At 64.5% G+C, this 24,089-nt stretch carries 22 protein-coding genes; 13 read left to right on the top strand and 9 right to left on the bottom strand.

What is annotated here, in order from left to right:
• Positions 1 to 131 precede the first annotated feature (131 nt).
• A complete protein-coding gene (locus J4G38_RS16970) occupies positions 132 to 2,393 on the top strand; it encodes a sensor histidine kinase (protein WP_210521658.1) in 2,262 nt (753 codons plus the stop codon).
• Here the strand turns inward: J4G38_RS16970 and J4G38_RS16965 are convergent.
• A complete protein-coding gene (locus tag J4G38_RS16965) occupies positions 2,390 to 4,924 on the bottom strand; it encodes a sigma 54-interacting transcriptional regulator (RefSeq protein WP_210521659.1) in 2,535 nt (844 codons plus the stop codon). The genes J4G38_RS16970 and J4G38_RS16965 overlap by 4 nt on opposite strands.
• A gap of 379 nt (positions 4,925 to 5,303) precedes the next feature.
• Between J4G38_RS16965 and J4G38_RS16960 the strand changes: the two genes are divergently transcribed.
• The 4 genes from J4G38_RS16960 to J4G38_RS16945 all read left to right on the top strand — a co-directional run bounded on the left by J4G38_RS16960 (position 5,304) and on the right by J4G38_RS16945 (position 8,564).
• Positions 5,304 to 6,230, top strand: a complete 927-nt coding sequence (locus tag J4G38_RS16960; RefSeq protein WP_210521660.1) for a helix-turn-helix domain-containing protein — start codon at positions 5,304 to 5,306, stop codon at positions 6,228 to 6,230.
• Between the two features lie 193 nt (positions 6,231 to 6,423).
• Positions 6,424 to 7,368 (top strand): NADP-dependent oxidoreductase, encoded by a 945-nt coding sequence (locus J4G38_RS16955; protein WP_210521661.1) that lies wholly within the window; start codon positions 6,424 to 6,426, stop codon positions 7,366 to 7,368.
• Positions 7,369 to 7,413: 45 nt separating this feature from the next.
• Positions 7,414 to 7,941 carry a MaoC family dehydratase gene (locus J4G38_RS16950; protein WP_210521662.1) on the top strand — a complete coding sequence of 176 codons (528 nt, stop codon included), beginning with the start codon at positions 7,414 to 7,416 and terminating at the stop codon, positions 7,939 to 7,941.
• Between the two features lie 182 nt (positions 7,942 to 8,123).
• Positions 8,124 to 8,564, top strand: coding sequence for a PPC domain-containing DNA-binding protein (locus tag J4G38_RS16945; protein ID WP_210521663.1), 441 nt, complete (start codon positions 8,124 to 8,126; stop codon positions 8,562 to 8,564).
• An 11-nt stretch (positions 8,565 to 8,575) separates the two neighbouring features.
• On the opposite strand, the gene J4G38_RS16940 is transcribed toward J4G38_RS16945, so the two are convergent.
• Both J4G38_RS16940 and J4G38_RS16935 read right to left on the bottom strand, forming a co-directional pair.
• A complete protein-coding gene (locus J4G38_RS16940) occupies positions 8,576 to 9,292 on the bottom strand; it encodes an alpha/beta fold hydrolase (RefSeq protein ID WP_210521664.1) in 717 nt (238 codons plus the stop codon).
• 139 nt (positions 9,293 to 9,431) lie between these two features.
• Positions 9,432 to 10,499 carry an NADH:flavin oxidoreductase/NADH oxidase gene (locus J4G38_RS16935; protein WP_210521665.1) on the bottom strand — a complete coding sequence of 356 codons (1,068 nt, stop codon included), beginning with the start codon at positions 10,497 to 10,499 and terminating at the stop codon, positions 9,432 to 9,434.
• 440 nt (positions 10,500 to 10,939) lie between these two features.
• On the opposite strand from J4G38_RS16935, the gene J4G38_RS16930 reads away from it, so the two are divergent.
• The 5 genes from J4G38_RS16930 (at position 10,940) to J4G38_RS29005 (ending at position 16,838) form a co-directional block, all read left to right on the top strand.
• Positions 10,940 to 11,875 (top strand): ring-cleaving dioxygenase, encoded by a 936-nt coding sequence (locus J4G38_RS16930; RefSeq protein ID WP_210521666.1) that lies wholly within the window; start codon positions 10,940 to 10,942, stop codon positions 11,873 to 11,875.
• Positions 11,876 to 12,074: 199 nt separating this feature from the next.
• Complete coding sequence (wrbA, locus tag J4G38_RS16925) at positions 12,075 to 12,689, top strand: NAD(P)H:quinone oxidoreductase (RefSeq protein ID WP_210521667.1); 615 nt, start codon at positions 12,075 to 12,077, stop codon at positions 12,687 to 12,689.
• 18 nt (positions 12,690 to 12,707) lie between these two features.
• Positions 12,708 to 13,709, top strand: coding sequence for a type I glyceraldehyde-3-phosphate dehydrogenase (locus J4G38_RS16920; RefSeq protein ID WP_210521668.1), 1,002 nt, complete (start codon positions 12,708 to 12,710; stop codon positions 13,707 to 13,709).
• A gap of 50 nt (positions 13,710 to 13,759) precedes the next feature.
• Positions 13,760 to 15,157, top strand: a complete 1,398-nt coding sequence (locus J4G38_RS16915) for a sensor histidine kinase (protein WP_210521669.1) — start codon at positions 13,760 to 13,762, stop codon at positions 15,155 to 15,157.
• A gap of 25 nt (positions 15,158 to 15,182) precedes the next feature.
• Positions 15,183 to 16,838, top strand: coding sequence for an FAD-dependent oxidoreductase (locus J4G38_RS29005; protein ID WP_210521670.1), 1,656 nt, complete (start codon positions 15,183 to 15,185; stop codon positions 16,836 to 16,838).
• Positions 16,839 to 16,875: 37 nt separating this feature from the next.
• Here J4G38_RS29005 and J4G38_RS16900 read toward each other — a convergent pair whose 3' ends face one another.
• Positions 16,876 to 17,466 (bottom strand): TMEM175 family protein, encoded by a 591-nt coding sequence (locus J4G38_RS16900; RefSeq protein WP_210521671.1) that lies wholly within the window; start codon positions 17,464 to 17,466, stop codon positions 16,876 to 16,878.
• Between the two features lie 49 nt (positions 17,467 to 17,515).
• Positions 17,516 to 18,136 carry an alpha/beta hydrolase gene (locus J4G38_RS16895; protein ID WP_226163492.1) on the bottom strand — a complete coding sequence of 207 codons (621 nt, stop codon included), beginning with the start codon at positions 18,134 to 18,136 and terminating at the stop codon, positions 17,516 to 17,518.
• A 488-nt stretch (positions 18,137 to 18,624) separates the two neighbouring features.
• Between J4G38_RS16895 and J4G38_RS16890 the strand changes: the two genes are divergently transcribed.
• Positions 18,625 to 19,383 carry a M17 family peptidase N-terminal domain-containing protein gene (locus J4G38_RS16890; RefSeq protein WP_210519717.1) on the top strand — a complete coding sequence of 253 codons (759 nt, stop codon included), beginning with the start codon at positions 18,625 to 18,627 and terminating at the stop codon, positions 19,381 to 19,383.
• Positions 19,384 to 19,684: 301 nt separating this feature from the next.
• A complete protein-coding gene (locus tag J4G38_RS16885; RefSeq protein ID WP_210519715.1) occupies positions 19,685 to 20,080 on the top strand; it encodes an integrase core domain-containing protein in 396 nt (131 codons plus the stop codon).
• Positions 20,081 to 20,090: 10 nt separating this feature from the next.
• Here the strand turns inward: J4G38_RS16885 and J4G38_RS16880 are convergent, their stop codons facing one another.
• From J4G38_RS16880 to J4G38_RS16865, 4 genes are all read right to left on the bottom strand, one after another.
• Entirely contained in the window at positions 20,091 to 20,732 is a 642-nt protein-coding gene (locus tag J4G38_RS16880; RefSeq protein WP_226163490.1) for a sterol desaturase family protein, read from the bottom strand.
• Positions 20,733 to 20,986: 254 nt separating this feature from the next.
• The gene (locus J4G38_RS16875) at positions 20,987 to 21,418 is read right to left on the bottom strand and encodes a GNAT family N-acetyltransferase (protein ID WP_210519713.1); all 432 of its coding nucleotides are present in this window, start codon (positions 21,416 to 21,418) and stop codon (positions 20,987 to 20,989) included.
• A 20-nt stretch (positions 21,419 to 21,438) separates the two neighbouring features.
• On the bottom strand, positions 21,439 to 21,909 hold the full coding sequence (locus J4G38_RS16870; RefSeq protein ID WP_210519711.1) for a carboxymuconolactone decarboxylase family protein: 471 nt from the start codon (positions 21,907 to 21,909) through the stop codon (positions 21,439 to 21,441).
• A gap of 74 nt (positions 21,910 to 21,983) precedes the next feature.
• A complete protein-coding gene (locus J4G38_RS16865) occupies positions 21,984 to 22,424 on the bottom strand; it encodes a DoxX family membrane protein (protein ID WP_210519709.1) in 441 nt (146 codons plus the stop codon).
• A 152-nt stretch (positions 22,425 to 22,576) separates the two neighbouring features.
• On the opposite strand from J4G38_RS16865, the gene pdxR reads away from it, so the two are divergent.
• Positions 22,577 to 24,043, top strand: coding sequence for a MocR-like pyridoxine biosynthesis transcription factor PdxR (gene pdxR / locus J4G38_RS16860; protein WP_210519707.1), 1,467 nt, complete (start codon positions 22,577 to 22,579; stop codon positions 24,041 to 24,043).
• Positions 24,044 to 24,089 lie beyond the last annotated feature (46 nt).

Genomic DNA, 24,089 nt, shown 5'->3' with positions numbered 1-24,089 from the left:
ACTGCCCCGACTACCCCGGCAAAAGGTATAAACCCCGCATTCGGTGGTATTTTACGCGCATCGAATGCCCTGGCGCGACGCTGGGCCGGAATGCCGGCGCTATTTTGAGCAATAACCGCTGCCCCACCTGTATGAAACGCCTGCTTCTGCTGTTGTTTTTCGCGGCCGGTTTTTCCGGCCGGGCCGAGCCGCTATACCCGCTGCTCAGCCCGGCCGACCTGGCCAGCCTGCGGGCCCAGCTGCGCCAGAGCCGCCCCGATACCAACCGGGTGCTCCTGCTGCTCCGGCTTGGCACCGACGTGCTGGCGAGAAGCGAGGAGCTGGAAACCGATTTTCGTCCGGCCGGGGCGTATGGCCAGCAGGCCCGCGCCCTGAGCGAAACGCTGCACTTTGAGGCCGGCCGCATTGCCAGCCTCTACGCGCTGGGCCAGCTACAGCTGCTCGCCTCCCCCGATACGGCCGGGCGGGGCCTCATCCGGCAGGGGCTGCGGCTCAGCCGGCAGCAGCACCGCCCGCGCCTGGAAGCCCTGGGCTGGTACCGCCTAGGCAACAGCTACCCCCGCGTGGCCCACTACCTGCCGCTCAGCATTGCCTGCTACCAGCAGGCCAGGGCCCTTTTCCGGCAGGTGGGAGCGCAAACGGAGGCCGCCTATATACTCAAATTACTGGCCGACACGCACTTGCTGCAAGGCAACACCGGCCAGGCCATGCGCGAGCTGCTGCAAGTGGTGGCCCTGTACCGGGCCTCGGGCCACCGGGAGCTGCATTATACCTACGACCTGCTGCTGGCGGCCAACCGGCAGCTGGGCAATTACAAAGAAGCCCTGCGCTACGGCCTGGCCACCATTGAAAGTGCCCAGGCCACGCACGACACCAGTGCCATTGCGGGCTTCTACAGTCGGGTTGGGGGCCTGTATGACGAAGTGGAGGAAACCCCTACGGCGCTGACGTATTACCGAAAAGCCCTGCGCAACCTCCAGCAAGCCCATTCCCCCGAGGTCATCCGAATGGCGGGCATTGTTGCCAAAACGCTGGTCAGGCAGGGGCAGGCGCGGCAGGCGCTGGCTTTTTACCTGCGCACGGCCCGGCCCGTAGCCGCGGCCGACCGCCTGAGCTACGCGCAGTACCTGGCCGAATTATACGTCGCGCTCAAGCGCTACCCGCTGGCCGAGCAGCAGTATGCCCAGGTGCTGGCCCTGGCCGGGGCCCGGCCCCCCGATGACTTGGGAAATATGCGTATCAACCAAGCGCTGGGCGATTTTTACTTGCTTACCCGGCGCTACGGCAAAGCCCGGTGGCATTATCAGCAGGCCCTTGGGGAAAGCCAGCGCGGCGGCTTTTTGCTCGGCGTATCGCGGCTGCACCTGCGGTTATTTCAGGTCGATTCAGCGCAGCACAACTTTCCCGCTGCCATCGCGCACTACCAGCGCTACAAAGCCCTGAACGACTCCATCTTCAATGCAACCAAGAACAAGCAGCTGGCCAGCCTGGAAATTCAGTACGATACCCGCAAGAAAGAGCAAAACATTGCCCTGCTAACCAAGCAAACCCAGTTGCAGCAAAGCAGCATTCGGCAAAAAGACTTCCAGCGCAACGCCCTGCTGAGCGGAGCCGTATTGCTGGCCCTGCTGCTGGGCCTGAGCTACAACCGCTACCGCCTCAAGCAGCGCGGCAACCAGCTGCTCGAAGCGCAGCAGCGGGAAATAAACCAGCAGAACCACTCCCTTCAGCACCTGCTGGGTGAAAAGGAAGAGCTGCTGGTCGAAAAAGACTGGATGCTGAAAGAAATTCACCACCGCGTGAAAAACAACCTGCAGGTTATCAGCAGCCTGCTGAGTACCCAGTCAGATTTTCTGCATGACCCGGCTGCGCTGGCCGCCATCCGCGAGAGCGAGAACCGGGTGCGGGCCATGGCCCTCATTCATCAGAAGCTCTACCAGTCGACTAGCCTGGCGGGGGTGAACATGGCGGAATATATCGGGGAGATTGCCAGCCACCTGCTGGAATCTTTCGAGTGCCAGGGCACCGTGCAAACCCGGCTGGCCGTGGCGCCCATCGAGCTGGATGCCGCCCTGGCCACCCCCATTGGCCTGATTATCAACGAAGCCCTCACCAATGCCTTCAAGTACGCGTTTCCGCGGCAGCGCGGCGGGACCGTGGCCGTTGCGCTGGCCGCGATGGGCGGCCAGCGCTACCAGCTAACGATTGCCGACGATGGCGTGGGCCTGCCGCCCAACTTCAATGTGGAGGACAACCACACGATGGGCCTCACCATTATGCACGGCCTGAGCCACCAGATTGATGGCCGGCTGCGCATCACCCAGGCGGCTGGGGTGCAGGTGCGGCTGGAATTTGAGGTGCCGGCTAAAACGGCCGCGCCTGCCCCCGTCTAAGGCAGCTGCTTGGGGGGAACAATTTGCAGCTTTTTCATGCGCGATTCCAGCGTGGTGGGCTTCAGGTGCAGCAGCTCGGCGGCCCCGCCCCGGCCCCGGATGCGGTTGTTGGCCTGGGCCAGGGCCGCCAGAATGGCTTCGCGCATGGCGTCCTGCATGGGTTTCACCGCGCCGGGCGGCGCATACGGGCCCGGCGGCAACGGGCCGGCCAGCAGCGGCTCGGCCAGCTCCAGCGTCGTGGAGCGGGCCATGATGGCGGCCCGCTCCAGCACGTGCTCCAGCTCGCGGATATTGCCCGGCCAGGGGTATTGCTGCAGCTGTTGCAGCATGGAAGTGGCCAGGCCCGTGAGCGGCTTGCCCAGCTTCTTGCTGATTTTTTGCAGGAAGTACGTGGTCAGGGACAGGATGTCTTCGGGCCGCTCGCGCAGGGGCGGCACCAGCAGCGGAAACACGTTGAGCCGGTAGTAGAGGTCCGACCGAAACCGACCGGCAGCGACTTCGGCCTGCAAATTCCGGTTGGTGGCCGCGATGATGCGCACATCGACCACGATGGGGCCCTTGCCGCCGATGCGCTCAATCTCCTTTTCCTGAATCACGCGCAGCAGCTTGGCCTGCAATTCCAGCGGCAGCTCGCCGATTTCGTCGAGGAAAATGGTGCTGCCCTGCGCCAGCTCAAACTTGCCGATGCGCTTATCGGTGGCCCCGGTGAAGCTGCCCCGCTCGTGGCCAAACAGCTCCGATTCAATCAGCTGGGGCGGCAGAGCGGCGCAGTTTACCTTGACCATGGTGCGGCCCTTGCGCCGCGACAGGTTGTGCACGGCCCGCGCAATCAACTCCTTGCCGGTGCCGGTTTCGCCGGTCACCAGCACCGTGAAGTCGGTGGGGGCCACCTGGCCGATGCCGTGGAACACGGCCAGCAGGGCCGGACTCGTCCCGATGATTTCCTCGAAGTTGTGGCTGGTTTTGATTTCCTCGTTCAGGTAAGTTTTCTCCTGCTCCAGCTGCTCGCCCAGCAGCCGGATGCGCTCGAAGGCCAGCAGGTTTTCCAGGGCCAGGGCCAGCTGCGCGCCCATGTCCTGGAGGGCCAGCAAGTCCTTCGTGGTGAAGGCGTAAGCGGCCTTGCTGGCCAGCACCAGGGCCGCGACCGGCTGGCCTTTGAGGACGATGGGCACGTACATCGACGACTTGAGGCCCAGCCGCTCGCCGTAGAGCTGGGTGACCAGGCTGCGGCCCTGCACTTCGGCCGATTGCGGCCCCACGTTCAGCGTCGGTTGCAGGAGCCAGGGCTCCATATCGGCCACCAGCTGCTGCCATTCGAGGGGCGAGACGGTGGCGGGCAGGCCCAGGTCTTCCTCGCGCAGCAGCACGAACTGGTCGTCTTTTTTCTGCACGGTCACATCAAACGAGGCCCCGCCCAGCACCCGGCCCACGCGGTAGATGCTGAGCAAATCGGTGCCGGGCAGCCGCCCGTTGATGGCAGCGGCTACCCGCGGGGCTATTTCGGCCATGTCCCGGCCGTTCTGAAACGCGCTGACAATGGCCAGCTCTGCCGTTTTCAAGGCTCTTCGGTCATCTATCTCCTCGCAGGCCAGCAGGTTGTCCAGGGCCAGCGCAATCTGGGGAATGATGAGATTGACGGTGTTGTAGTCGGCCGCCGTGAAGCCGATGGGCTCGGTGCAGGCCAGCTGCAGATTGGTGAAGGACCGCCGTTTCAGCACCACCGGGAATGTCATCAGCGAGTGCATCCCGAAGGCATCGCGGCTAGCCCGCGCCGTGAAACTGTGCGCGCACAGCACCTCGAAGGCCGGGCCGGTGAAGATGCCGGGCTCCTCGCCCAGCTGGTCGGGGGTTTCGCGGGTCAGCTTTTCGAGCAGCTCATCCGACGCATCAGCGCCCAGCAGAGCGGGCAGGTGAATGCGCTCAAAGGTGCCCAGGGCCGTTTTGCGCAGCATCAGCCAGTAATAGGACTGCTCCTCGGGCAGGCCGATGCGCAGGTTGAGGAAGGTGAACGGCACCAGCTTATCGAGCTGGGCGGCAATGGCCAGGCAGAGCTGGTCGCGGTCCTGAATAGTGATGATGGCGTTGTTGACGGCCACCTGTATCTGCTGCTGCTGCCGGAGCTGCACCTCCTCGCCGTGGGCGTGCCGGTAGCGCGCGATTTCGAGCGTGGTGAGCACGTCTTTCTCGCGGAAGGGCTTGTTCAGAAACCCGAAGGGCTGGGTCACTTTGGCCGCTTCCAGCACGCTATCCGAGAGGTTGGCCGAGAGGAAGACGAACGGAATGTGCTGCGTAGCCAGCCACTGCGCCAGGTCGATGCCGGTCTGGTCGCCCTGCAGGAAAATATCCAGCAGCACGATGCCGGGCGGCTGCCGGGCCACCAGCGCCCGCGCCTCCGCCACCGATTTGGCCAGGCCGAGCACCTGGTAGCCGGCCTTGGTGAGGATGCGCCGCAGGTCGTTGGCAATCAGGAATTCATCCTCGACGATGAGGATGGTGACCGGGGGCGCGAGGTCGTCGGAAGCAACTAGCATGGTACAATTCAGCAGACGGCGCGAGGGGACGTTGGCGGTTTCCCTGCGAAGCAACGACTCCCTCCGAAACTCCGAACCGGGCCTCCGATATATCGGAGACTCCGCTGGGTCGGAGGCAGCAGCGCAGGCCAGGCTTCGTGCAAAAGTCTATCAATTTACTATTAATCAACAGGGTATGCAAAAATAAATTTTTGCTCCCGGGATTGGCACTGGGTTGGCAACGCAAGAATTGTCCCCGCTGCAGGTAGCGCCAACCCCTTCTCCTCCGAACCACCGGCAAAACTCCTGAAATGCCCGGCGCAGCTCGCGCAGCTCCTCGCTGCGCCCCACGAACACAGCCATTACTTCCCTGAAAACAAACCTCTTAGCCTTGTCGCACATGGTTATTTCGTCGCATCCCCGCCTTACCCCTGCTTCGGCCTTCGCCATCAGCCCCCTGGGCGACCTTAGGCCGCTGGTACATCGCCACGCCGCTTCGGCGGCCTTCACCCGGTGGCAGCAATACGCCGTGGTGCTGGTCGAGGGCTCCGGAACCACAACCGCCTGGCCGGTCGAGCTGTATTTCAGCAGTCCCGGCCAGCTGGCGCTGGCGCAGGTGCCGGCGGGGGCCCAGGGCCGGGTCATTCGCTTCACCGATGAATTTATTCACCTCACCGGCGACGACCAGGATTTGCTCCTGCTCAGCCTGTTCCATGAGTCGGGCGCGGGCCAGGGCCTGGCCGTGCCCCCCGAGCAGGCCGAGGAGCTGGCTTTTCTGCTAACCAGCGTGCAGCGGCAGGCCGACAGCCCGGCCCTGTTGCGCGACGCCCTGCTGCGTGCCTACCTGAAAACGCTGCTCATCTGCTGCCTGCGCCTGAGCCAGCAGCAGGCCCTGACCAGTGCGCCGCCGGCCCAGTCGGGGCTGTTCCTGCGGTTTCGGAAGCTGCTGGAAGCGCATTACACGGACTGGAAATCGGTGGCTGAATACGCCAGCCAGCTGCACGTCACGGCCAACCACCTCAGCATGGCCATTCGGAAGGAAACCGGCCGGCCGGCCAGCGCCCACATCCGGCAGCGCATCATGCTGGAGGCCCAGCGCCTGGTATCGCTGCGCGACGTGCCGCTGAAAGAAGTGGCTTACCAGTTGGGGTTTGAGGACGTTTCGCACTTCAGCAAGCTGTTCAAGCGGACCGTCGGGGTCACCTTTTCCCAGTTCAAGGAGCGCATCTGGGCGCAGCACGGCCCCTGCCGGGGCAACTTATCCGAGCTGGAAGCCGACGAAGTCGCCCCGGCTCCCGGCCGCCACTACGCTTTGTCGGCGGCCTAGACGGCGGGTAGCTGAAGAAGCCCTGCAGGGGGCTGGCGAGTAGCTGCATCAGGAATATGTACCGGCAATTGCAGGATTCAGCCATTGATTGCGGTAGCAGGAAAGGGGTTCTTTGCCCAGTATCGGCAGCTACGCCTGCTGCCGGCCCCGGCTGATACCCCGGCCGGCCATTTTCACTTTCCTGCTTCCTTTCATGAAGGCTTTCCATTTGACGGACACCACTGGAATTGCTGATTTACACCTGATGGATGTTCCCGTGCCAACGCCCGCGCGCGGCGAAGTCCTGGTGCGGGTGCGCGCCATCAGCCTCGGCCCCATCGATGTCAACACCACCAATGGCCACGGCGCTTACCACGCCTTACAGGACGCCGAACCCATGATTCCGGGCTGGGATATTTCGGGCGAAGTAGTCGCCGTGGGGCCTGAAGTACTGGATTTTTTGCCCGGCGACGCGGTATTTGGCGCGGTGAACTTTCCGGGCCCCGGCCGGGGCTACGCCGAATACGTGGCCGCCCCGGCCCGGCACCTGGCCCCCAAGCCGGCCAATATTTCCCACGCCGAGGCCGCCGCCGCCTCGCTGGCCGCCCTCACGGCCTGGCAGGCGCTGATGACCACTGCCAACGTGCAGCCCGGCCAGCGCGTGCTCATTCACGGGGCGGGCGGCGGCGTGGGGCACTTCGCGGTGCAGCTGGCCGGGGAGCGGGGGGCATACGTCATCGGCACGTCGTCGGCCAGCAAGCGGGTGTTTGTGCTCTCGCTGGGGGCCGATGCGCACGTTGATTACACCCGGCAGCGGTTTGAGGACGTGGTACCGCCCGTGGACGTGGTGCTCGATGCCATCGGCGGCGAAACGGCGTTGCGCTCGCTGGCCGTGCTCAAGCCCGGCGGCCTGCTCATCAGCCTGCCCATTGGCCTCAGCCCCAGTTTGCTGGCCCAGGCGCGGGCGCGCGGGGTGCGGGGCCAGCACTTCCTGGCCGTTTCCAACGGGGAAGACATGCGCCGGCTGGCGGCGCGGCTGGCGGCGGGCACGCTCTACGCGCACGTAGCGCGGACCTGGCCCTTTGCCCAACTGCCCGATGCCTTGTGCCAGGTAGCGGGCGGCCATACGCAAGGAAAAATCAGCGTTTTGCTGGACTAAAACCGCAGTAACAACATCCATCCACAACATTCCTTTATTTCAGCCATGACCGTTCCCCCCCCCGCTTCCGCCCCGGCTGTTGGCAGCTCCGGCCCCGCCTTCAATCCCGATGATTTCCTGCTCGTGCCCGCCCGCACGTTTGAGGATTTGCGCATCGGCGAGGTGTTTCGCGCCCCCAGCCGGACGCTCACCGATGCCCACGCCACGGCATTTCAGGCCGTTTCCTGCGACAATCACCCCGTGCATTACGATGCCGTGTGGGCGCAGCAGCGCGGGCACCCGGCGCCAGTGGTGCACGGCTTGCAGGTGCTGGCATTCACCGCGCCGGGCGCCACGCTGTTTCCGCACTACATCGGCGAGGTGTTTATCAGCTTCACGGGGTTGTCGTGCGAGTTTTTGAAAGAAGTGCACGCCGGCGACACGCTCTACCCGGCGCTGGAAATCACCGGCCTCATTCCGCAGGGCGCAACCGGCGTGGTGGTCGCGGCCGTCACGGTGCACAACCAGCGGGGCGAGCTGGTGCTCTCCGGCCAGCACCAGTACCTGCTGCGGGCCCAGCCCACTGTAAAGTAGTGTCGTCCAAATGTTTGCGGCCTTTTTGAGTAGTTAAGAAAGTAGCTCGGGGCCAGCCAGATAGTTCTATCTGGCTGGCCCCGAGCTGCTGTTTGGCTCTTATTGCCGCTGCCATCAACAAGCTTGGGCGGCTGCTCTTGCTGAGCTTCACCCTTCAACCTGGTCTTCCCCAAACCCGTCCCATGCCCACGCCCACCGCTAAACCCGCCAACTACCTGCGCACCCCCAACGGCTTCCTGCTGGTGCTGCACCCCGGCGATAATGTGCTGCACGAGCTGGAGCAGCTGGCCATCCGGGAAAAGATTCCCAGCGCCAGCTTTACCGGCTTTGGGTTCGTGCATCCCACGTTCGGCTTTTGGAACGCGGCGAAGAAGGAGTACGACCCCAAAGCCTTCCGCGACACGGAGCTGGCCAGCATGACGGGCAGCATTGCCTGGAAGGACGATAAGCCGGCCCTGCACGTTCACGGCGTGGTGACGGACAAGAACTTCACGGCCTACGGTGGGCACCTGCTGGCGCTGGAAGTTGGCACGGGTTCGGTCGAAATCACCATCGTAGTGCACCCCAGGCGCCTCACGCGGGAAGTGGACGAATGCACCGGCGCGGCCGTACTCAACCTGTAGGGCATCAGGCGCTACAGGTCTTTGAGAATGGTAGCCAGCTCCGTGGGCCTGGCGAAAAAAGGACTATGCCCGCAGTCAAGCGCAAATACCTGCGCCACGGCCCCATTCTCCTGAATCATAAGCCTTTGCAAGTGGGTGCTTATCCCCACGTCTTGCAGCGTTTCGATGTAATACTTCGGTACCCGGCCGAAATTCGGTTCCGTGAGGGTGACGTTGGCCTGAAAGGGGGCCAGGGCCTCCGGCCGGTGCCGGGATACCACCAGCTCCTGAATGTAAGCGGGACAGTCGGCCGCGAAAATGGGCACAATGGCTTCGGGCTTGATGGTCGCGCTAAGCTGGTCGGCCGACACGAGCAGGTTGGGCGGCAGCAGGCTGTCGGCATCGGCAAAATCGAAGGCGCTCTGCCCGTCGTGGGGCAGGTAGGCGCAGACGTACACCAACTTATCGATTTCGGCCGGCGCCTGCTCGGCTACCTGCGAGATAATCATGCCCGCCATGCTGTGCCCAACCAAGACGACCGGACCGCCCTCTTCCGCCCGGATAAGGGCGAGCGTAGCGCGCACATAGGAATCCAGCGTAAGCTGGCCGAGGGGGGTGGGGTCGCTGCCGTGGCCGGGCAGGTCGAAGGTGATAACGCGGTGGCCGGCTTGTTCGAGCACGGGCCGCACGGCATCCCAGGCATATTTGCCCGACCAGGCTCCGTGTACGAGCACAAACGTCTTGTTCATGGGTTTGAGTCAAAGAATTTTATAAGGAATGATGTCTTGCGCCAGGCATTAAAACGGGTAGGCAACCCGCGGCGGGAAGTGGGTTAGGTTACGCCCGGTGCCGGGCTCCTGGCGAAAATCGCCAGCCCGGAAGTCGTCGCTAGAAAGCCCGGAGGTAGGGCACGGGCACCGGGGTTTCGGCCTGCAGCGCCGCCGCCGCCCGGAGTGGGAAATAAGGGTCGCGCAGGAGTTCCCGCGCCAGGAACACCAGGTCGGCCTGGCCGTCGATAATGATGGTATTGGCCTGTTCGGGCGTCGTGATGAGGCCCACGGTACCGGTCAGAATGCCCGTGCCAGCCTTGATTTTCTCGGCGTAAGGCACCTGGTACAGCGGTTTGATTTTCGCTTTGTCCGGCATCCCGAAGCCCCCGGCGGACGCCGTGACGACGTCCACGCCGTGCGGCTGCAACGCGGCGGTCAGCCGCAGGGAATCGGTCAGTTGCCAGGCGAGCGGCTCGTCGGAAAAATCGACGGCAGACAGGCGCACCAGCAGCGGCATGGTGGCCGGAACAACGGCCCGAATGGCCCGCACCGTTTCCACCAGCAGGCGAATCCGGTTCTCGAAACTACCGCCGTACTCGTCGTGGCGGTGGTTGACCAACCCCGAATAAAACTGGTGGAACAAGTAGCCGTGGCCGGCGTGCAGTTCAATGGCATCGAAGCCGGCTTGTACGGCCCGCTGGGCGGCCACCGCAAAATCGGCGACCAGCGCCTTTATTTCCGGTATCGTCAGCGGCTCTGACGTGTGCTGCTTGTCGAGCGATACGGCCGAGGCGCTCTTGGTGAGCCAGCCGCCGTCGGCCGGGGGCAGGTAATGGAATCCGGCCGAAGGATGGGCGTGGCTGCCTTTGCCGCCCGCGTGCCACAGCTGCACCGCTATTTTGGCCCCCTGCGCCTGCACAAACTGCACAACCGGCTGCCAGGCGGCTACCTGCGCATCGTTCCACAAGCCCGTATCGAACAAGGTATTGCGGCCGTGGGGCGTCACGGCCGTCGCCTCGGTGATGACCAGGCCCACGCCGCCCACGGCCCGGCTGCCCAAATGCACCAGGTGCCAGGCTCCGACCAGCCCATCGGGGCTGCAATACTGCTGCATGGGCGACATCACCAGCCGGTTTTTTAGCCACAGGCTTCGGATTTCAAGCGGGGAAAACAAGTTTGTTCTCATGGAATTTGGGGAGCAAAGTGAATCGGTCAGCTTTGGCGAAAAAGGGTGTGGCTCGGCCTTCATAGCAGCTAAAGGATTGGGGTGAAAAGCACTGCGCGGTGAGCAGTTTCAGCAGCTCTTTGGGCTACTGCACCACAGCGGGACAAAGGTCCCGGCCGCCTCCTCGCGCCTCCATAGCCAAACCCTGCAATCGGTGGTAGATTTTACCGGTTCGGCCAGCTCCCTTCAGGCCGTGAGCAGCAAGCAGAACGTCATGCCGAGCGCAGCCGGGGCATGACGCTCTGGAATCACAACCCGCAATCAGTAAAATACACCACCGATTGCAGGGTTTGGCAGTGGGCCAACACCACCCCGGCTACGTCCTTTGCCTAACCACGCCGGGCCTTTTTCATCAGGCCCTGACGACATTTTTTTCCATTCATTGCCAAGCGCTTATCCCCATGGAAGACCGCATCCTCGGCCTGCATCACGTCACGGCCATTGCCAGCGACGCCCAGCGCAACTTTACCTTTTACGCCAAGACGCTGGGCCTGCGCTTCATCAAGAAAACCGTCAACTTCGACGACCCCGGCACCTACCATTTCTACTTCGGCAACGAGGTAGGTTCGGCGGGCACCATCCTCACGTTTTTTCCCTGGCCGCACATCACGGCGGGCCGGCGCGGGCCGGGGCAGGCCACCGAAATCGGCTACTCGGTGCCCGCCGGCAGCCTCGATTTCTGGATGCAGCGCTTCGATGCCCACGGCATCACCTACAACAAGCCCAGCGAGCGGTTCGGCGAGCAGTACCTCCCTTTCCTCGACCCTGATGGATTGAAGCTGGAACTCATCGTCTCGAAAACACCGGACGCCCGCACGCCCTGGACCACGCCCGAAGTCGGGGCCGATGTGGCCACGCGCGGCTTCCACAACGCGACGCTGACGCTGGCCAGCCAGAAGGCCACGGCCGCCATCCTCACCGAAGTATTCGGCTATAAGCTGATTGACCAGCACGTAAACCGCTACCGCTACGCCACCGACGCCGTGGACACGGCCAGCATCATCGACCTGGTGGAGGTGGCCGGCGAAGCGCCCAGCATCACGGCGGGCGGCACGGTGCACCACATCGCGTTTCGGGTGAAGGACGACGCCACGCTCATGCGCTTCCGGGAAATCGTGCTGAAGCGCGGCCTCAACATCACGCACCAGATTGACCGGCAGTATTTCCACTCGCTCTACTTCCGCGAGCCGGGCGGGGTGCTGTTTGAGCTCGCCACGGAAAACCCCGGCTTCATGGTCGATGAGCCGCTGGCCGAGCTGGGCACCCACCTGCTGCTGCCGCCCCAGTACGAGGCCCGCCGCACGCAGATTGAGGGGCACCTGCCGGTTATTTCCTAGTTAGCGCTGGCACGTTGTAGAGACGCATACTTGCGTCTCGTCGTTGAACGATGACGGCCGCCTGGTGCAAACAACGAGGCGCAAGTGTGCGTTTCTACAACGCATCAGCGGCCTGATTACTCCTGAGGCAGAGATGCTTCGGCTGCGCTCAGCATGACCGCCAAGCACATCATCACATCTGACCACCAAACCGCACCCCATGAAAACGCTCGTTCTGTTTTATTCCACCTATGGCCACATCTGGAAAATGGCCGAAGCCATCGCCGAAGGTGCCCGCGAAGTAGCCGGCAATGAAGTCATCATCAAGCGCGTGCCCGAAACGCTGCCCGCCGCCGTGCTCGACCAGATGGGGGCCACCGAAGCGCAGAAAGCCTACGCGCACATTCCCGTGGCCACCCCGCAGGAGCTCACGCAGTACGACGCCATCATCTTCGGCACGCCCACCCGCTACGGCAACGTGTGCGGCCAGATGCAGGCCTTCCTCGACGCCACCGGCGGCCTGTGGGCCAGCGGCGCGCTGGTGGGCAAGGTGGGCGGCGCGTTCGTGAGCACGGCCACCCAACACGGCGGCCAGGAAACCACCATCCGCTCGTTCCACACCGAATTGCTGCACCACGGCTTCGTCATCGTGGGCCTGCCCTATGCCTGGCAGGGCCAGATGGGCCACCACGAAGTGACCGGTGGCACGCCCTATGGCGCCAGCACCGTGGCCGGCGGCCAGGGCGAGCGCCAGCCCAGTGCCAACGAGCTGGAGGGTGCCCGCTTCCAGGGCAAGCACACCGCCGAAATCGCCAAAAAGCTGGCGGCCAATTAACAAGCAACTCGTTCTGTCATGGCAAAAATTGCGTTGTACGGGTTCGGCCGCATTGGGCGGCAGTTCCTGCGGGTGGGCCTGAGCCACCAGCTATTCGTCCCGGTTTCCATTTCCGACATTCGGGACGAAGCCACCCTGGCCGCCCTGTTTGCGGTGGACACCAACTACGGCCGCTGGCCCGAACCCGTCGCCGGCAGCGCGGGCCAGCTCACCATTGGCGGGCGGGAAATGGCCTACCTCAACTCGGCGAAAGAAGTGCCCGACTGGGCCGCGCTGGGCGTGGACCTGGTGGTGGACTGCACCGGCCGGGCCACCACCCGCGCCGGCGCGCAGGCCCACCTCGACCGGGGCGCGAAGTACGTGCTGGTGAGTGCGCCCAGCAAGTCTCTGGCCGACTGCGACGCCGTGCTGCTCCAGGGCATCAACCTCGATACGTTCGACCCGGCCCGGCACCGCATCATCAGCATGGGCAGCTGCACAACCAATGCCCTGGCGGCCGTGGTGAAGGTGCTGCTCGAAAACTTCGGCATTCAGTACGGCCTGTTTTCGACGGTGCATTCCTACACCAACTCCCAGTCGCTGACCGACCAGCCCATGAAGGACCGGCGCGACTCGTGGGCGGCGGCCGAGAACATCATTCCCTCGTCCTCGGGCGCGGCCAAGGCCCTGCAGTTCATCTGGCCCGACCTGAAGATTACCGGCAAGGCCTACCGCGTGCCCACCCGCACGGGCAGCATCGCGGAGCTGAACCTGGTGACCGAAAAGGACTGCACGGTGCAGGAAGTGAACGACGCCTTTCGGGCCGCCGCCAAAGCCGGCCCGTTGCAGGGCGTGCTGGATGTGCTGGAAGACGAATGGGCGTCTGCGCGCATTGTGGCCGACCCGCACTCGTCCATCGTCGACCTGCCGCTGACCGTGAAGGAAGGCAACCTGCTGTCGGTGGCCGCCTGGTACGACAACGAATGGGGCTTCTCGAACCGCCTGGCCGAAGTGGCCGCCTTCCTGGCCGCGCGCATCTGACCGCGGCGCGGCCGGGTGCCGGCCCATAAGCTGCTTTATCATCCTCGCTCATGGCCCAGCTGTTGCCTGCCGACCCGGCGGCTTTGCGCACCATCATCGCGTTTCAGGACCTGCCGCCCGAGGTGCTGGACTGGCTGGGCCAGGCCGGCGAGCTGCGCCGGTTTGCCGCCGGCGAAACCGTGATGGCCGCCAATGGGCGGGCCGACCAATTGGTGGCCGTGGTGGCGGGAAGCGTGCAGTTTTACACGCTGCGCGACGGCCGGTCGGAGCCCGTTTTCCGCCTCGGGCCGGGCCACCTGAGCGGGGCGCTGCCCTACGCCCGGCTCGCGCCGGCTTCGGAGCAGGGCGTAACGGTGGGCGATACCACGCTTTTCCAGCTGCCGTGCAGCCAGTTTCCGGCGTTGGAGCAGGTGAGCCCCTTGCTGGTGCAGCGGCTGGTGGACATTATGAGCGACCGCGCCCGCGACGAGGCCCGCGCCCAGGAGCGCGACGACAAACTGCGGGCGCTGGGCAAGCTTTCGGCCGGCCTTTCGCACGAACTGAACAACCCGGCCGCCGCCATCAGCCGGGCGGCGGCCTCGCTCACCGCCTCGTTGCAGGTGCTGCCGACGCTGCTGCTGAACCTCCTGGCCACCGTGCCGCCGGCCGACGCCGTGGCCAACGTCACGGCCCTGGCCGTGCTCACGCCCGAGCGGCCCGCAATTCGCTCGGCGCTGGCCGCCGTGGACGAAGAAGAGGCGCTGGCCGACTGGCTCGAAACTCAGGGCTGCCCCGATGGCTACGCCCTCGCCGCCGACCTGCTCGCCGCCAACCTGACCGCGGCCGCGCTGACACCCGTGGCCGCCCAGCTCCCGGCCGCGGCCCGGCCGGCGGCATTCGCCTGGCTCAGCGGCCACCTGGCGGCCCAGCGCTTCAGCCGCGACATCGGCGAGGCCGGCCAGCGCATCAGCGCTCTGGTGGGCGACGTGAAAATCTACTCGCACATGGACCGCGCCACCGGCCGCGAACGGCTGGCCGTGACCAGCGGGCTCGACAGCACGCTCAACATGTTTGCCTACGCCCTGCGCCAAAAAAACGGGCACCTCACCCGCGACTACGCGCCCGACCTGCCGCTCATCATGGGCCAGGCCGGCAGCCTCAACCAGGTGTGGACCAACCTGATTGACAACGCCCTGGATGCCCTGCCCGACCAGGGCGGCGAGCTGACGGTGCGCGTGGGCCAGCAGGCGGGCTTCGTCTGCGTCGGCATTCAGGACAATGGCCCCGGCATCACGCCCGCAGTACTGGCCCACCTGTTCGAGCCCTTCTACACCACCAAGCCGCCCGGTGAAGGTACCGGCCAGGGCCTGGGCATTGCCCTGCACATCGTGCAGGAACACGGCGGGCGGCTGGAGGCGGCCTCCGAGCCCGGCCGCACCGAGTTTACCGTCTGGCTACCCATCAGCTGAGTGCCCCTATCCGGAATGCTATTTTATGAAAAAGCCCCTCATCCTTACCGTTGACGACGACCCGCAGGTGCTGGCGGCCCTGGCCCACGACCTGCGCCAGGAGTTTCGCCACGACTATCGCATCATGAGTGTCGACTCGGGGCCCGCCGCCCTCACCGCCCTCGACGAGCTGCGCGCCCGTGCCGAGCCGCTGGCCTTGGTGCTGGCCGACCAGCGCATGCCCGACGTGGAAGGCGTGGAGGTGCTGAGCCACGCCCGCGAGCTGTTTCCCGAGGCCAAGCGCGTGCTGCTCACCGCCTACGCCGACACCACGGCGGCCATCAAAGCCATCAACACGGCCGAGCTCGACTACTACCTGCTCAAGCCCTGGAATCCGCCGGAACAGCTGCTCTACCCCACCCTGCGCGACCTGCTGGCGCGCTGGCAGGCCACGTACCGGCCGGCCTTCGCGGGCCTGCGGCTCATTGGCTTTCAGTGGTCGCCCCGCTCGCACGCGCTAAAGGACTTCCTCAGCGGCTACCTGGTGGGCTACCAGTGGCTTGATTTCGAGAAAGATGCCGAGGCCGCTACCCTGCTCCTGGCCAGCGGCCTGGGCCCCGACGACCTGCCAGCAGTGATTTACCCCGATGGCCAGGCCGTGGCCCGGCCCAGTAAGTCGGAGCTGGCCCGCCACCTGGGGCTGCTGGTGGAGGCGCAGCATGAATTGTACGACGTGGTGGTGATTGGGGCCGGGCCGGCCGGGCTGGCTGCAGCCGTGTACGGGGCCTCGGAGGGCCTCAAAACCCTCGTTATTGAGAAGGAAACGCCCGGTGGCCAGGCCGGCTCGTCGTCGCGCATCGAGAACTACCTGGGCTTCCCCACCGGCCTGAGCGGAACCGAGCTCACCCACCGGGCCTGGACGCAGGCCACCCGCCTCGGGGCCGAATTCATGGCCCCGAGCGAAGTAGTAGCCCTCGAAGTGCAGGACGGCTACAAAGTCCTGACCCTGTGCGACCACGCCATTATTCGCACCAAAGCCGTGGTGCTGGCCACGGGCGTCAGCTACCGCACCCTCCAGGCCCCGGGGCTCGACCGCCTGAGCGGGGCCGGCGTGTACTACGGCGCGGCCCGGACCGAGGCGCGGAGCTGCCTCAACCAGCCGGTTTTTATTATCGGCGGCGGCAATTCGGCCGGGCAGGCGGCCATGTATTTGTCGACGTATGCCTCGCGGGTATTCGTCGTCATTCGGGCCGAGAGCCTGGCGGCCGGCATGTCGCAATATCTGATTGACCAAATCGGCCAGGCCCCCAACATCGAGCTGTTGCCGAACACGCAGCTCCGCGAAGCCTGTGGGGCGCAGGCGCTGGAGGCCGTGGTATTGCAGCGCGACGGCCAGCCGCCCGTGCCGTACCCCGCCCGCGCCCTGTTCATTTTCATCGGCGCCAAGCCGAGCACGGAGTGGATAAGTCACCTCGCCATTTGCGACAGCCGGGGCTACCTCCTCACCGGCCGCGACCTCGTGGCCGACCCGCGCTACTCCACCTCCTGGAAAGAGACGCGCGAGCCCTACCTGCTGGAAACCTGCGTGCCCGGCCTCTTCGCCGCCGGCGACGGCCGGGCCGGGGCCATGGCACGGGTGGCCTCGGCCGTGGGCGAGGGCAGCATGGCCATCAAATTCGTGCACCAGTACCTGGATGAGTAAACGGCCGCGCCGACCCGGATATGGCCGCGCTACGTTGCTATTCCGCCGCCGAAGCGGGAGGTAACGGACGTTCGATGCGGCGGTTGGGCACGAGCCAGCCCAGCGCCAGCGCCACGTAAATCGCGCCCGCCACCCACGCATTCCAGAAGCAGGCGGCCACGCCCAGGGCGTAGAATAGCGGTGAGAGCCGCCCCTTCCATTCGTGCGCTACGGCGCGGGCCAGCACCGAATCGGGACCGTTCAATGCAATTAATTTACGCTGCAAAATATTGAATGTCATGGCCGCCATGAACAGCACCGCGCCGTACACCGCCAGCGTGGCCGGGGCAAAGTGGTTTTCGCCCATCCAGTCCGTGGCGAAGGGTATCAGCGACAGCCAGAACAACAGATGCAGGTTGGCCCACAGTACGCGGCCGTCGATTTTGGTCACTCCCGCCAGCAAGTGGTGGTGGTTGTTCCAATAAATGCCCACGTATACGAAGCTCAGCGCGTAGCCCAGCAGCACGGGCAGCACGGGCTTTAGGGCGGCCAACGTGTCCCCGTGCGGCCGCTTGATTTCCAGCACCATGATGGTGATGATGATGGCGATGACGCCGTCGCTGAAGGCTTCGAGGCGTCCTTTTTGCATGGTTGGAAGGGAGTAAAATTAGCTGACTGAGCGAGGCATTTTCGCGCCCTTACTTTTTAAAAATCAATTCATTGGCCAGCCTGATTTCTTCCTGTGAAATGGTGTGGCCCATGTTGGGGTACACCTTCTCGGTCACGCGGGCGCCCATGCTGGTCAGCAGCACCGTCGAGGCCCGCACCCGCTCCACGGGCACATGAAAATCGGGGTCGCCGGTGCCAATAAAAACCGGGGTACCCGCGAACGCGCCCGCGTAGTTTTCGGGGTAAAGCCGGTCGCCAATCAGCCCGCCCGTGAAGGCCACCACGCCGCCGTAGCGGGCCGCGTTGCGGGCCACAAATTCCAGCGTGAGGCACGCCCCCTGCGAGAAGCCCAGGAAGTACAGGTTTTCCTTGGGAATGCCCTGCTTTTCCAGGCTCCCCACCAGGTCGAACACGGTGGCCAGCGCCACGGAGAGCCAGGGCTCGTTTTGCACGGGCGGGGCCAGAAACGAGTTGGGGTACCAGCTGTTTTGCGGGGCCTGCGGGGCCAGCAGCGCAAAATCGGCCACGTGCAGCTGGTTGGCCAGCGAGAGGATATCGGCGGCGCTGCCACCGCGCCCGTGCAGCAGAATGAGGACGTTGATGGCGGTGGCCAGGGGCTGCCCGGCGGTATGAATGGAAGGCTGATGCATGTGTTCCGGCAGTAGTAGCGGGCGAGAAATCCGGCCGGGCATTACCCCGCCCGGCGAAACCACAAAGAACACCGTTGCGCCGGCTGCGCGCAATGGCTAAACCCTGTAATCACAGGTGCATTTGCGGGATGCAGGCCATTGGTCGCTGTTGGCGCAGCATTGCTATATACCTCCGATTACAGGATTTGGCCATGTAAACCGGCAGGGGCAGAAGCGACCTTTGCCGGGAGCGGCATGCGCTGCTTCCGCCTCGCTAGTGGCCCGCTAATCCGCTATGAACTTATAATCGGGGAGCCCCACTTTGCTATTATTGGCTTTACCCTCAAACATCCAGTTGAAGGGCCGGCTGGCAGGGGGGCCGTTCCGCCACGTACTCGGCTATTTCCTGTACGAGGGTCCGCAACCGGGCCATGTACACCTCGGCCGACTGCTCCTTGTCAGGGCCCCCGGCGCCAGCATTTCCCATTTTTCTTTTCCCCTCCCCTCCCATGAAACAACTCCTGCTGGTTGGCTTGCGCGGCCCGGTGATGGCCCTGCTGCTGTTTGCACTATGTGGGCCCCTGAGTGTGGCCCAGACCAGTCCGCCGGCACCCGCCGCACCACCGCCGGTGGCGGCGGGCACCGAAAAAGCCGTGGGCCAGGCCGGCGGTGTCGCCGTGCGGGTGAAGGTGCAGGGGCCCTCCGAACAGGAAACGCCCCTACAGGTGGTGTGCGTGTTTGAGTACAACGCCGACGATATCTACCGCTCCCCCCCGGCGCTGCCCGCCGCCCTCAACGGCCTGGTGCATGTAGACCAAGCCCTGGGCGGGCTGCTCACGGAGCTGCGCCGCAGCGGGCGTTTTCACGGCTACGAAATGGAAACGCTGCTGCTGGAAACACCGCCCGGCTCGGTCAAGGCCCGGCAGCTGCTCCTGGTGGGCCTGGGCGACCGCCACCGGATTGATTTCAGCAGCACCATGCATAAAGTGGGCCTGGTGGGGATGCGCGAGGCGTTGCGGCTGGGCGTGGCCAGCTACTCGCACTCCAGCGACCTGAAGGACGCCGGCCTGGACTCGCCCGCCGGCGATGTGGTCCGCGCCGTGCTGGAAGGGGCCCTGGAAGCATATCGGACCCAGCAATTTTTGGCGGGGCGCAACGCAGCGCGGCCGCCATCCGTGCAGCAGCTCACGCTGCTGGCCGGCCCGTCGTTCTTCGCGCCGTCGGCGGAAGCGGCGGCAAAGTTCGTAGCCAGTTACACGGGCAAATAGGGGTCGTCTCGGAAAACGGAAAATATGGCACGCTAAGGAATTTGACCGAAAGCTTGGTACAAAACTCAATCGGTCGACTTAGCTGCGGCGCCTTTTCGGTGACTGTGGATAACTGAGGTGGTCTAGATAATCTGGACAGCGCCCCCAACCGGCTGCTCGACCCGCCCAAGCCCACCCAGGCCAACCGCGTGTGGGTCTCGGACATCACGTATCTGCCGCTGGCCAACGGCTCCTGGGCCTACTTGTGTGCTTTCCAGAACCAGTGCACCAAGCACGTCGTGGGCTGGCACGTGGGGACACCATGCCCGCGGAACTCGTCACCACCGCCTTGCAGCGGGCTCTTTTCTCCCAGCCGCCCACCCCGGAACTCCTCGTGCACTCCGACCGCGGCGGGCAGTACTGCGGCAAGGCCTGCCGCGCCCTGCTGCACCAGCACAACGCCGTGCGCTCGCAGAGCCGCCGCGGCGAGTGCTACGATAACGCGCAGGCCGAAAGCCTGTGGTCCCGGCTCAAAACGGAGGTGCCCGAACTCCGCGAGTGGCCCGTTTTTGCCGACCTCTCGGACGCGCAGGCCAGCGTCGCCGACTATTTCGACTACTACAACTACGACCGGCTACACTCCAGCATCGGCTACCAGACCCCGTATCACACTCACCAACAACTTCTTCAAACTACTACCCTAAACTGTCCAGCATAACGGAACCACCTCAGAATGGCATGGTGTGGAACACATGGTCCCAGAGGGTGCTCGACACACCGAAAGCGGACTCGTGCTGGCGGTAGTGGTGCTGGGCGTGGTGCGTCCACCAGACGCGCAGGAAGTTTTGGGGCGGCGCGTAGGCATGGATGGCATAGTGAACGAATAGATACAGCGCGTACCCGAACGTGAAGCCGCTCAGCAGCCCAAATGCCCACGTGCCGAACATCAGGCGGAACAGGAAAAACAGCAACGAGGCCACAAAAACGGTGACAAAAGGCGGCATGGCCATGCGGGTTTTATCCTTCGGGAATTCGTGGTGCACCCCGTGAATGGTGTATTGCAGGCGCCTGCGAAGCGGGGTAGTGGTGGGCAGGTGGTAGAGGTAGCGATGCATGGCGTACTCAACGTAGGTGAACAGCAGCCAACCGCCCAAAAACAGTCCCAGCGCGGACAAGCCCGGCAAAAAGCCGTGCGTGAAACCGTAGTAAAAACTCAGCAGCGCGGTGCTGAAAAAGATGCTTACCGGCCAGGCAATGTGCGTGTGCGAGAGGCGCTCCAGCACCGGATTGGCAAAGAGCCGCGCCGAGCCTTTGTGCTGGGGACGAGCTGCCGGGGCCATTGCCGCCGGTTCAACTGCAAGAGATTCCATAGGGGGTGTAGGGAGGGGGTACTAAATCGTACGGTTAGCCTTGGCGCTGCTCAAGCTGCGCTGAAGCCCACTTTGGTCAATACCTTATGCTACCTTCAAGCGGCGCGCTCAAAGCGGAATGGCCGATTGATGCCCTGCGGCCAGTACGAACGGGAGTGTCAGGTAAGGAAAAGGGGCTGCCCAAAGGGAATGAATAGCCCGCCAGCAAGGAGGTCATCTCCGCCCGCTGAAAAAAGCGCGGGGCCAGGTGATGTTTAGGCAGCGGCCAGGGAATGGTAGAAGTGAAAAGCAACCGGCTCGAAGCCCTTGTGCCGGTACAGCCGGTGTGCCGCCTCACGGGCAAAGGCCGAATCCAGGGCCACGCCATCCAGGCGGCGTGTCTGGGCCAGTTCCAGGGCATAATCGAGCAGGTGGCTGCCGTAGCCCCGGCCCTGCGCGGCCGGCAGGGTCGATAAATCGTCGATGTACAGCGTGCGCCCGGCGTAGAGCTGGGTGAGGTAGCGGAAGCCCATCACGGCGACGACTTCGCCGCCGGTTTCCAGGTACGCCAACGCGTAGCCGTGCTGCCGCATATCCTGGATTTGGGCCAGAAAGGTTTCGTAAACAAGGCGCGGGCGCAGCAGGTGCAGCGCCGGCCAGCACGCCAGAATCTGGGCGTCGCTGATGGCCAGCAGAATGGGGGGCATGGGGGTGGGGGCCATAGGATTTAGGCGGGGACTAATCGGGCGGCGATGCCCAGGCGGTTCCAGGCGTTCATGTTTGTCACGGCCAGCAGCACCTGGGCCACATACCGCTCGCCCAGCAGCCGTACCGCCGCTTCGTAAGTAGCATCGGAAAGGTGGTGGGGCACCAACCGCGTTACCTCTTCCGTGAAAGCCAGGATGGCCCGCTCTTCGGCCGTGAAGTAGGGCGCCTCGCGCCAGGCCGGCAGGGCGCGCAAGCGCTGCTCGGTCTCGCCCGCTTTCAGGGCATCTTCCGAATGCTTTTGGATGCAATAGGCGCAGCCGTTTAGCTGCGAGGTGTGCACTTTTATCAAATCCCAATGCGTGGCGGTCAGCACCGACTGCGCCAGGTGCTTATCGAGTAGCAGCAGGCCCGCGTAAGCAGCAGGCTCTACGGCGTGCAGATTGAAGCGCGGTTGCGGAATTACACGGGTATCAGGCGAAGGCTCGGACATAATAAAGCAGGGAGAAGATGAAGCGAAAAGCTGCCGCGAAGCGGGGATTAAAACAGCCCGCCCGGGCGATTGGCCTACGTGGTGGCCCGCCAGCTGTCGAGGCTCCACGGATAAGCCCGGGCCTGCGCCAGCAGGAAGGCCGCCGCCGCCCCGGCCCACACCGAATAATCGAGCGGGGCTTTGGGGCCGAAGGAAATGGTCATGGCCAGGGCGAATACCAGCAGCAGCCCCCCCGCGCCCCAGGCCGCGATGCGGGTGGCCAGGCCCAGCAGCAAGGCAATGCCCAGCACCAGCTCCACCCCCGTGGCCAGCACGGCCAGCACCGGGGCCAGCGCGGCCGGCAAAAAGGAATTGACCTGCCCCGTATAGGCCACGAAGTGCGACCAGTCGCCCCAGGCTACGTGCGGCTGCCCCGGCGAGCCCCAAAGGCCCAGCCGGTCCGCTACCGCCGAAAGCAACCCTGCGCCCAGCGCCAGGCGCGCAAACAACGTGACGTATTCAGATTGTTTTAACATGATTGATGGGATAGGTTTGCCTGCTTAGGCACCAACTCAGGCGGGCTGACAACCCTGTTCCTGCTCGGGGGAAAGCCATTTTCTGTTGCAAAGCTCCCGTCTGCGCGGGGTGCCGTCGTCGTCCAGTTTCAACAAATCACCCCCTCCACGGCGTGTTGCCTTACCAAACCATTATCCCCCTCGACCGCGCCCTCGACCAGCCGCTCTACCAGCAGGTCGCCACCGGGCTGGCCGCCGAAATCCGGCGCGGCATCATTGCCGTTGGCACGCGGCTGCCCGGCAGCCGCGTGCTGGCCGAGCGCCTGGGCCTTAATCGCCAGACGATTATCGCCGCCTACGACGAGCTGGTGGCCCAGGGCTGGCTCGAAAGCCGGCCGCGCCAGGGCCTGTTCGTGGCCCCGCGGCTGCCGCAGCAAGTCCCTGCCGCCCCGGTGGCCCTGCCCGCCTACCCCGTTCACCCGGCTTTTGCCTTCGAGCCCGTGCCGACGGTGGCCACCCAGGTGCTGCCTGCCCTGCCCGTGCTGGTGTTCAACGATGGCTTTCCCGACGTGCGGCTGGCCCCGCTGGACGTGCTGACGCGGGCCTACCGGGCCATTGCCCGGCGGCCGTCTTCCCGGCAGTACCTGCGCTACGGCAGCCCGCAGGGCTCGGCGCACCTGCGCGAGGCCCTGGCCGCCGACCTGCGCGACACGCGGGGCCTGGCCATCACCGCCGAGAACATCCTGATTACGCGGGGCAGTCAGCAAAGTATTTTCCTCACGGCGCACGTGCTGCTACGGCCCGGCGATGCCGTCATCGTGGGGGAAACCAACTATTTTGCGGCTACTGCTACTTTCCAGCACCACGGGGGCCGGCTCCTGGCGGTGCCCGTCGATGCCCACGGGCTGGACGTGGATGCCGTGGAGCGCCTGTGCCAGCAGCAGCCCGTGCGGCTGCTCTACGTCACGCCGCACCACCATCACCCCACCACGGTCACCCTGCGCGCCGACCGCCGCCTCAAGCTCTTGCGCCTGGCCGCGGAGTACGGCTTTGCCATCCTGGAAGACGATTACGACTTTGATTTTCACTACACCGGTAGCCCCATTCTGCCCCTGGCCTCGGCCGATACGGCGGGCAGCGTCATTTACGTGGGGTCGCTCGGCAAAACCCTCATGCCGGCCCTGCGCGTGGGCTACCTCGTGGCCCCGTCCGCCCTGGTGCAGGCCGTCACTAATGTGCGCCGCCTCATTGACCGGCAGGGCGACCAGGTGCTCGAAGAAGCCCTGGCCGAGCTGTACCAAAGCGGCGAGATGAGCCGGCACCTGCGCCGGGCACAACGGGTATACGAGGGCCGCCGGGACCGGCTCTGCACCTTGCTCAGGGAACAGCTGCCGACCGCCCTGCACTTCGAGCAGCCCAGCGGCGGCATGGCCGTGTGGGCGCGGTTTGCCTCGGAAATAAATCTCAATGCACTGTCTCAGAAATGTTTGCGTAATGGACTGTATCTGAACGATGGCAGCCTCTATGAGTGGCAGAAACCCAATCAAAATGCGACCCGCCTGGGCTTTGCCTCATTGAATGACACGGAGCTACACGAGGCCGTAGCCATTTTGGCGCACAGCCTGCAAAGCTTGTGGTGAGGTGGTCCAGGGATGATGTGGACACAAGAAGGACATCTATTTCTTC

It is taken from the genome of Hymenobacter terricola (assembly GCF_017921975.2).
Taxonomy (GTDB): Bacteria; Bacteroidota; Bacteroidia; order Cytophagales; family Hymenobacteraceae; genus Hymenobacter; species Hymenobacter terricola.
The sequence above is the reverse complement of the archived record's forward strand: the minus strand, read 5'-3'. Positions and strand labels throughout refer to the sequence as shown.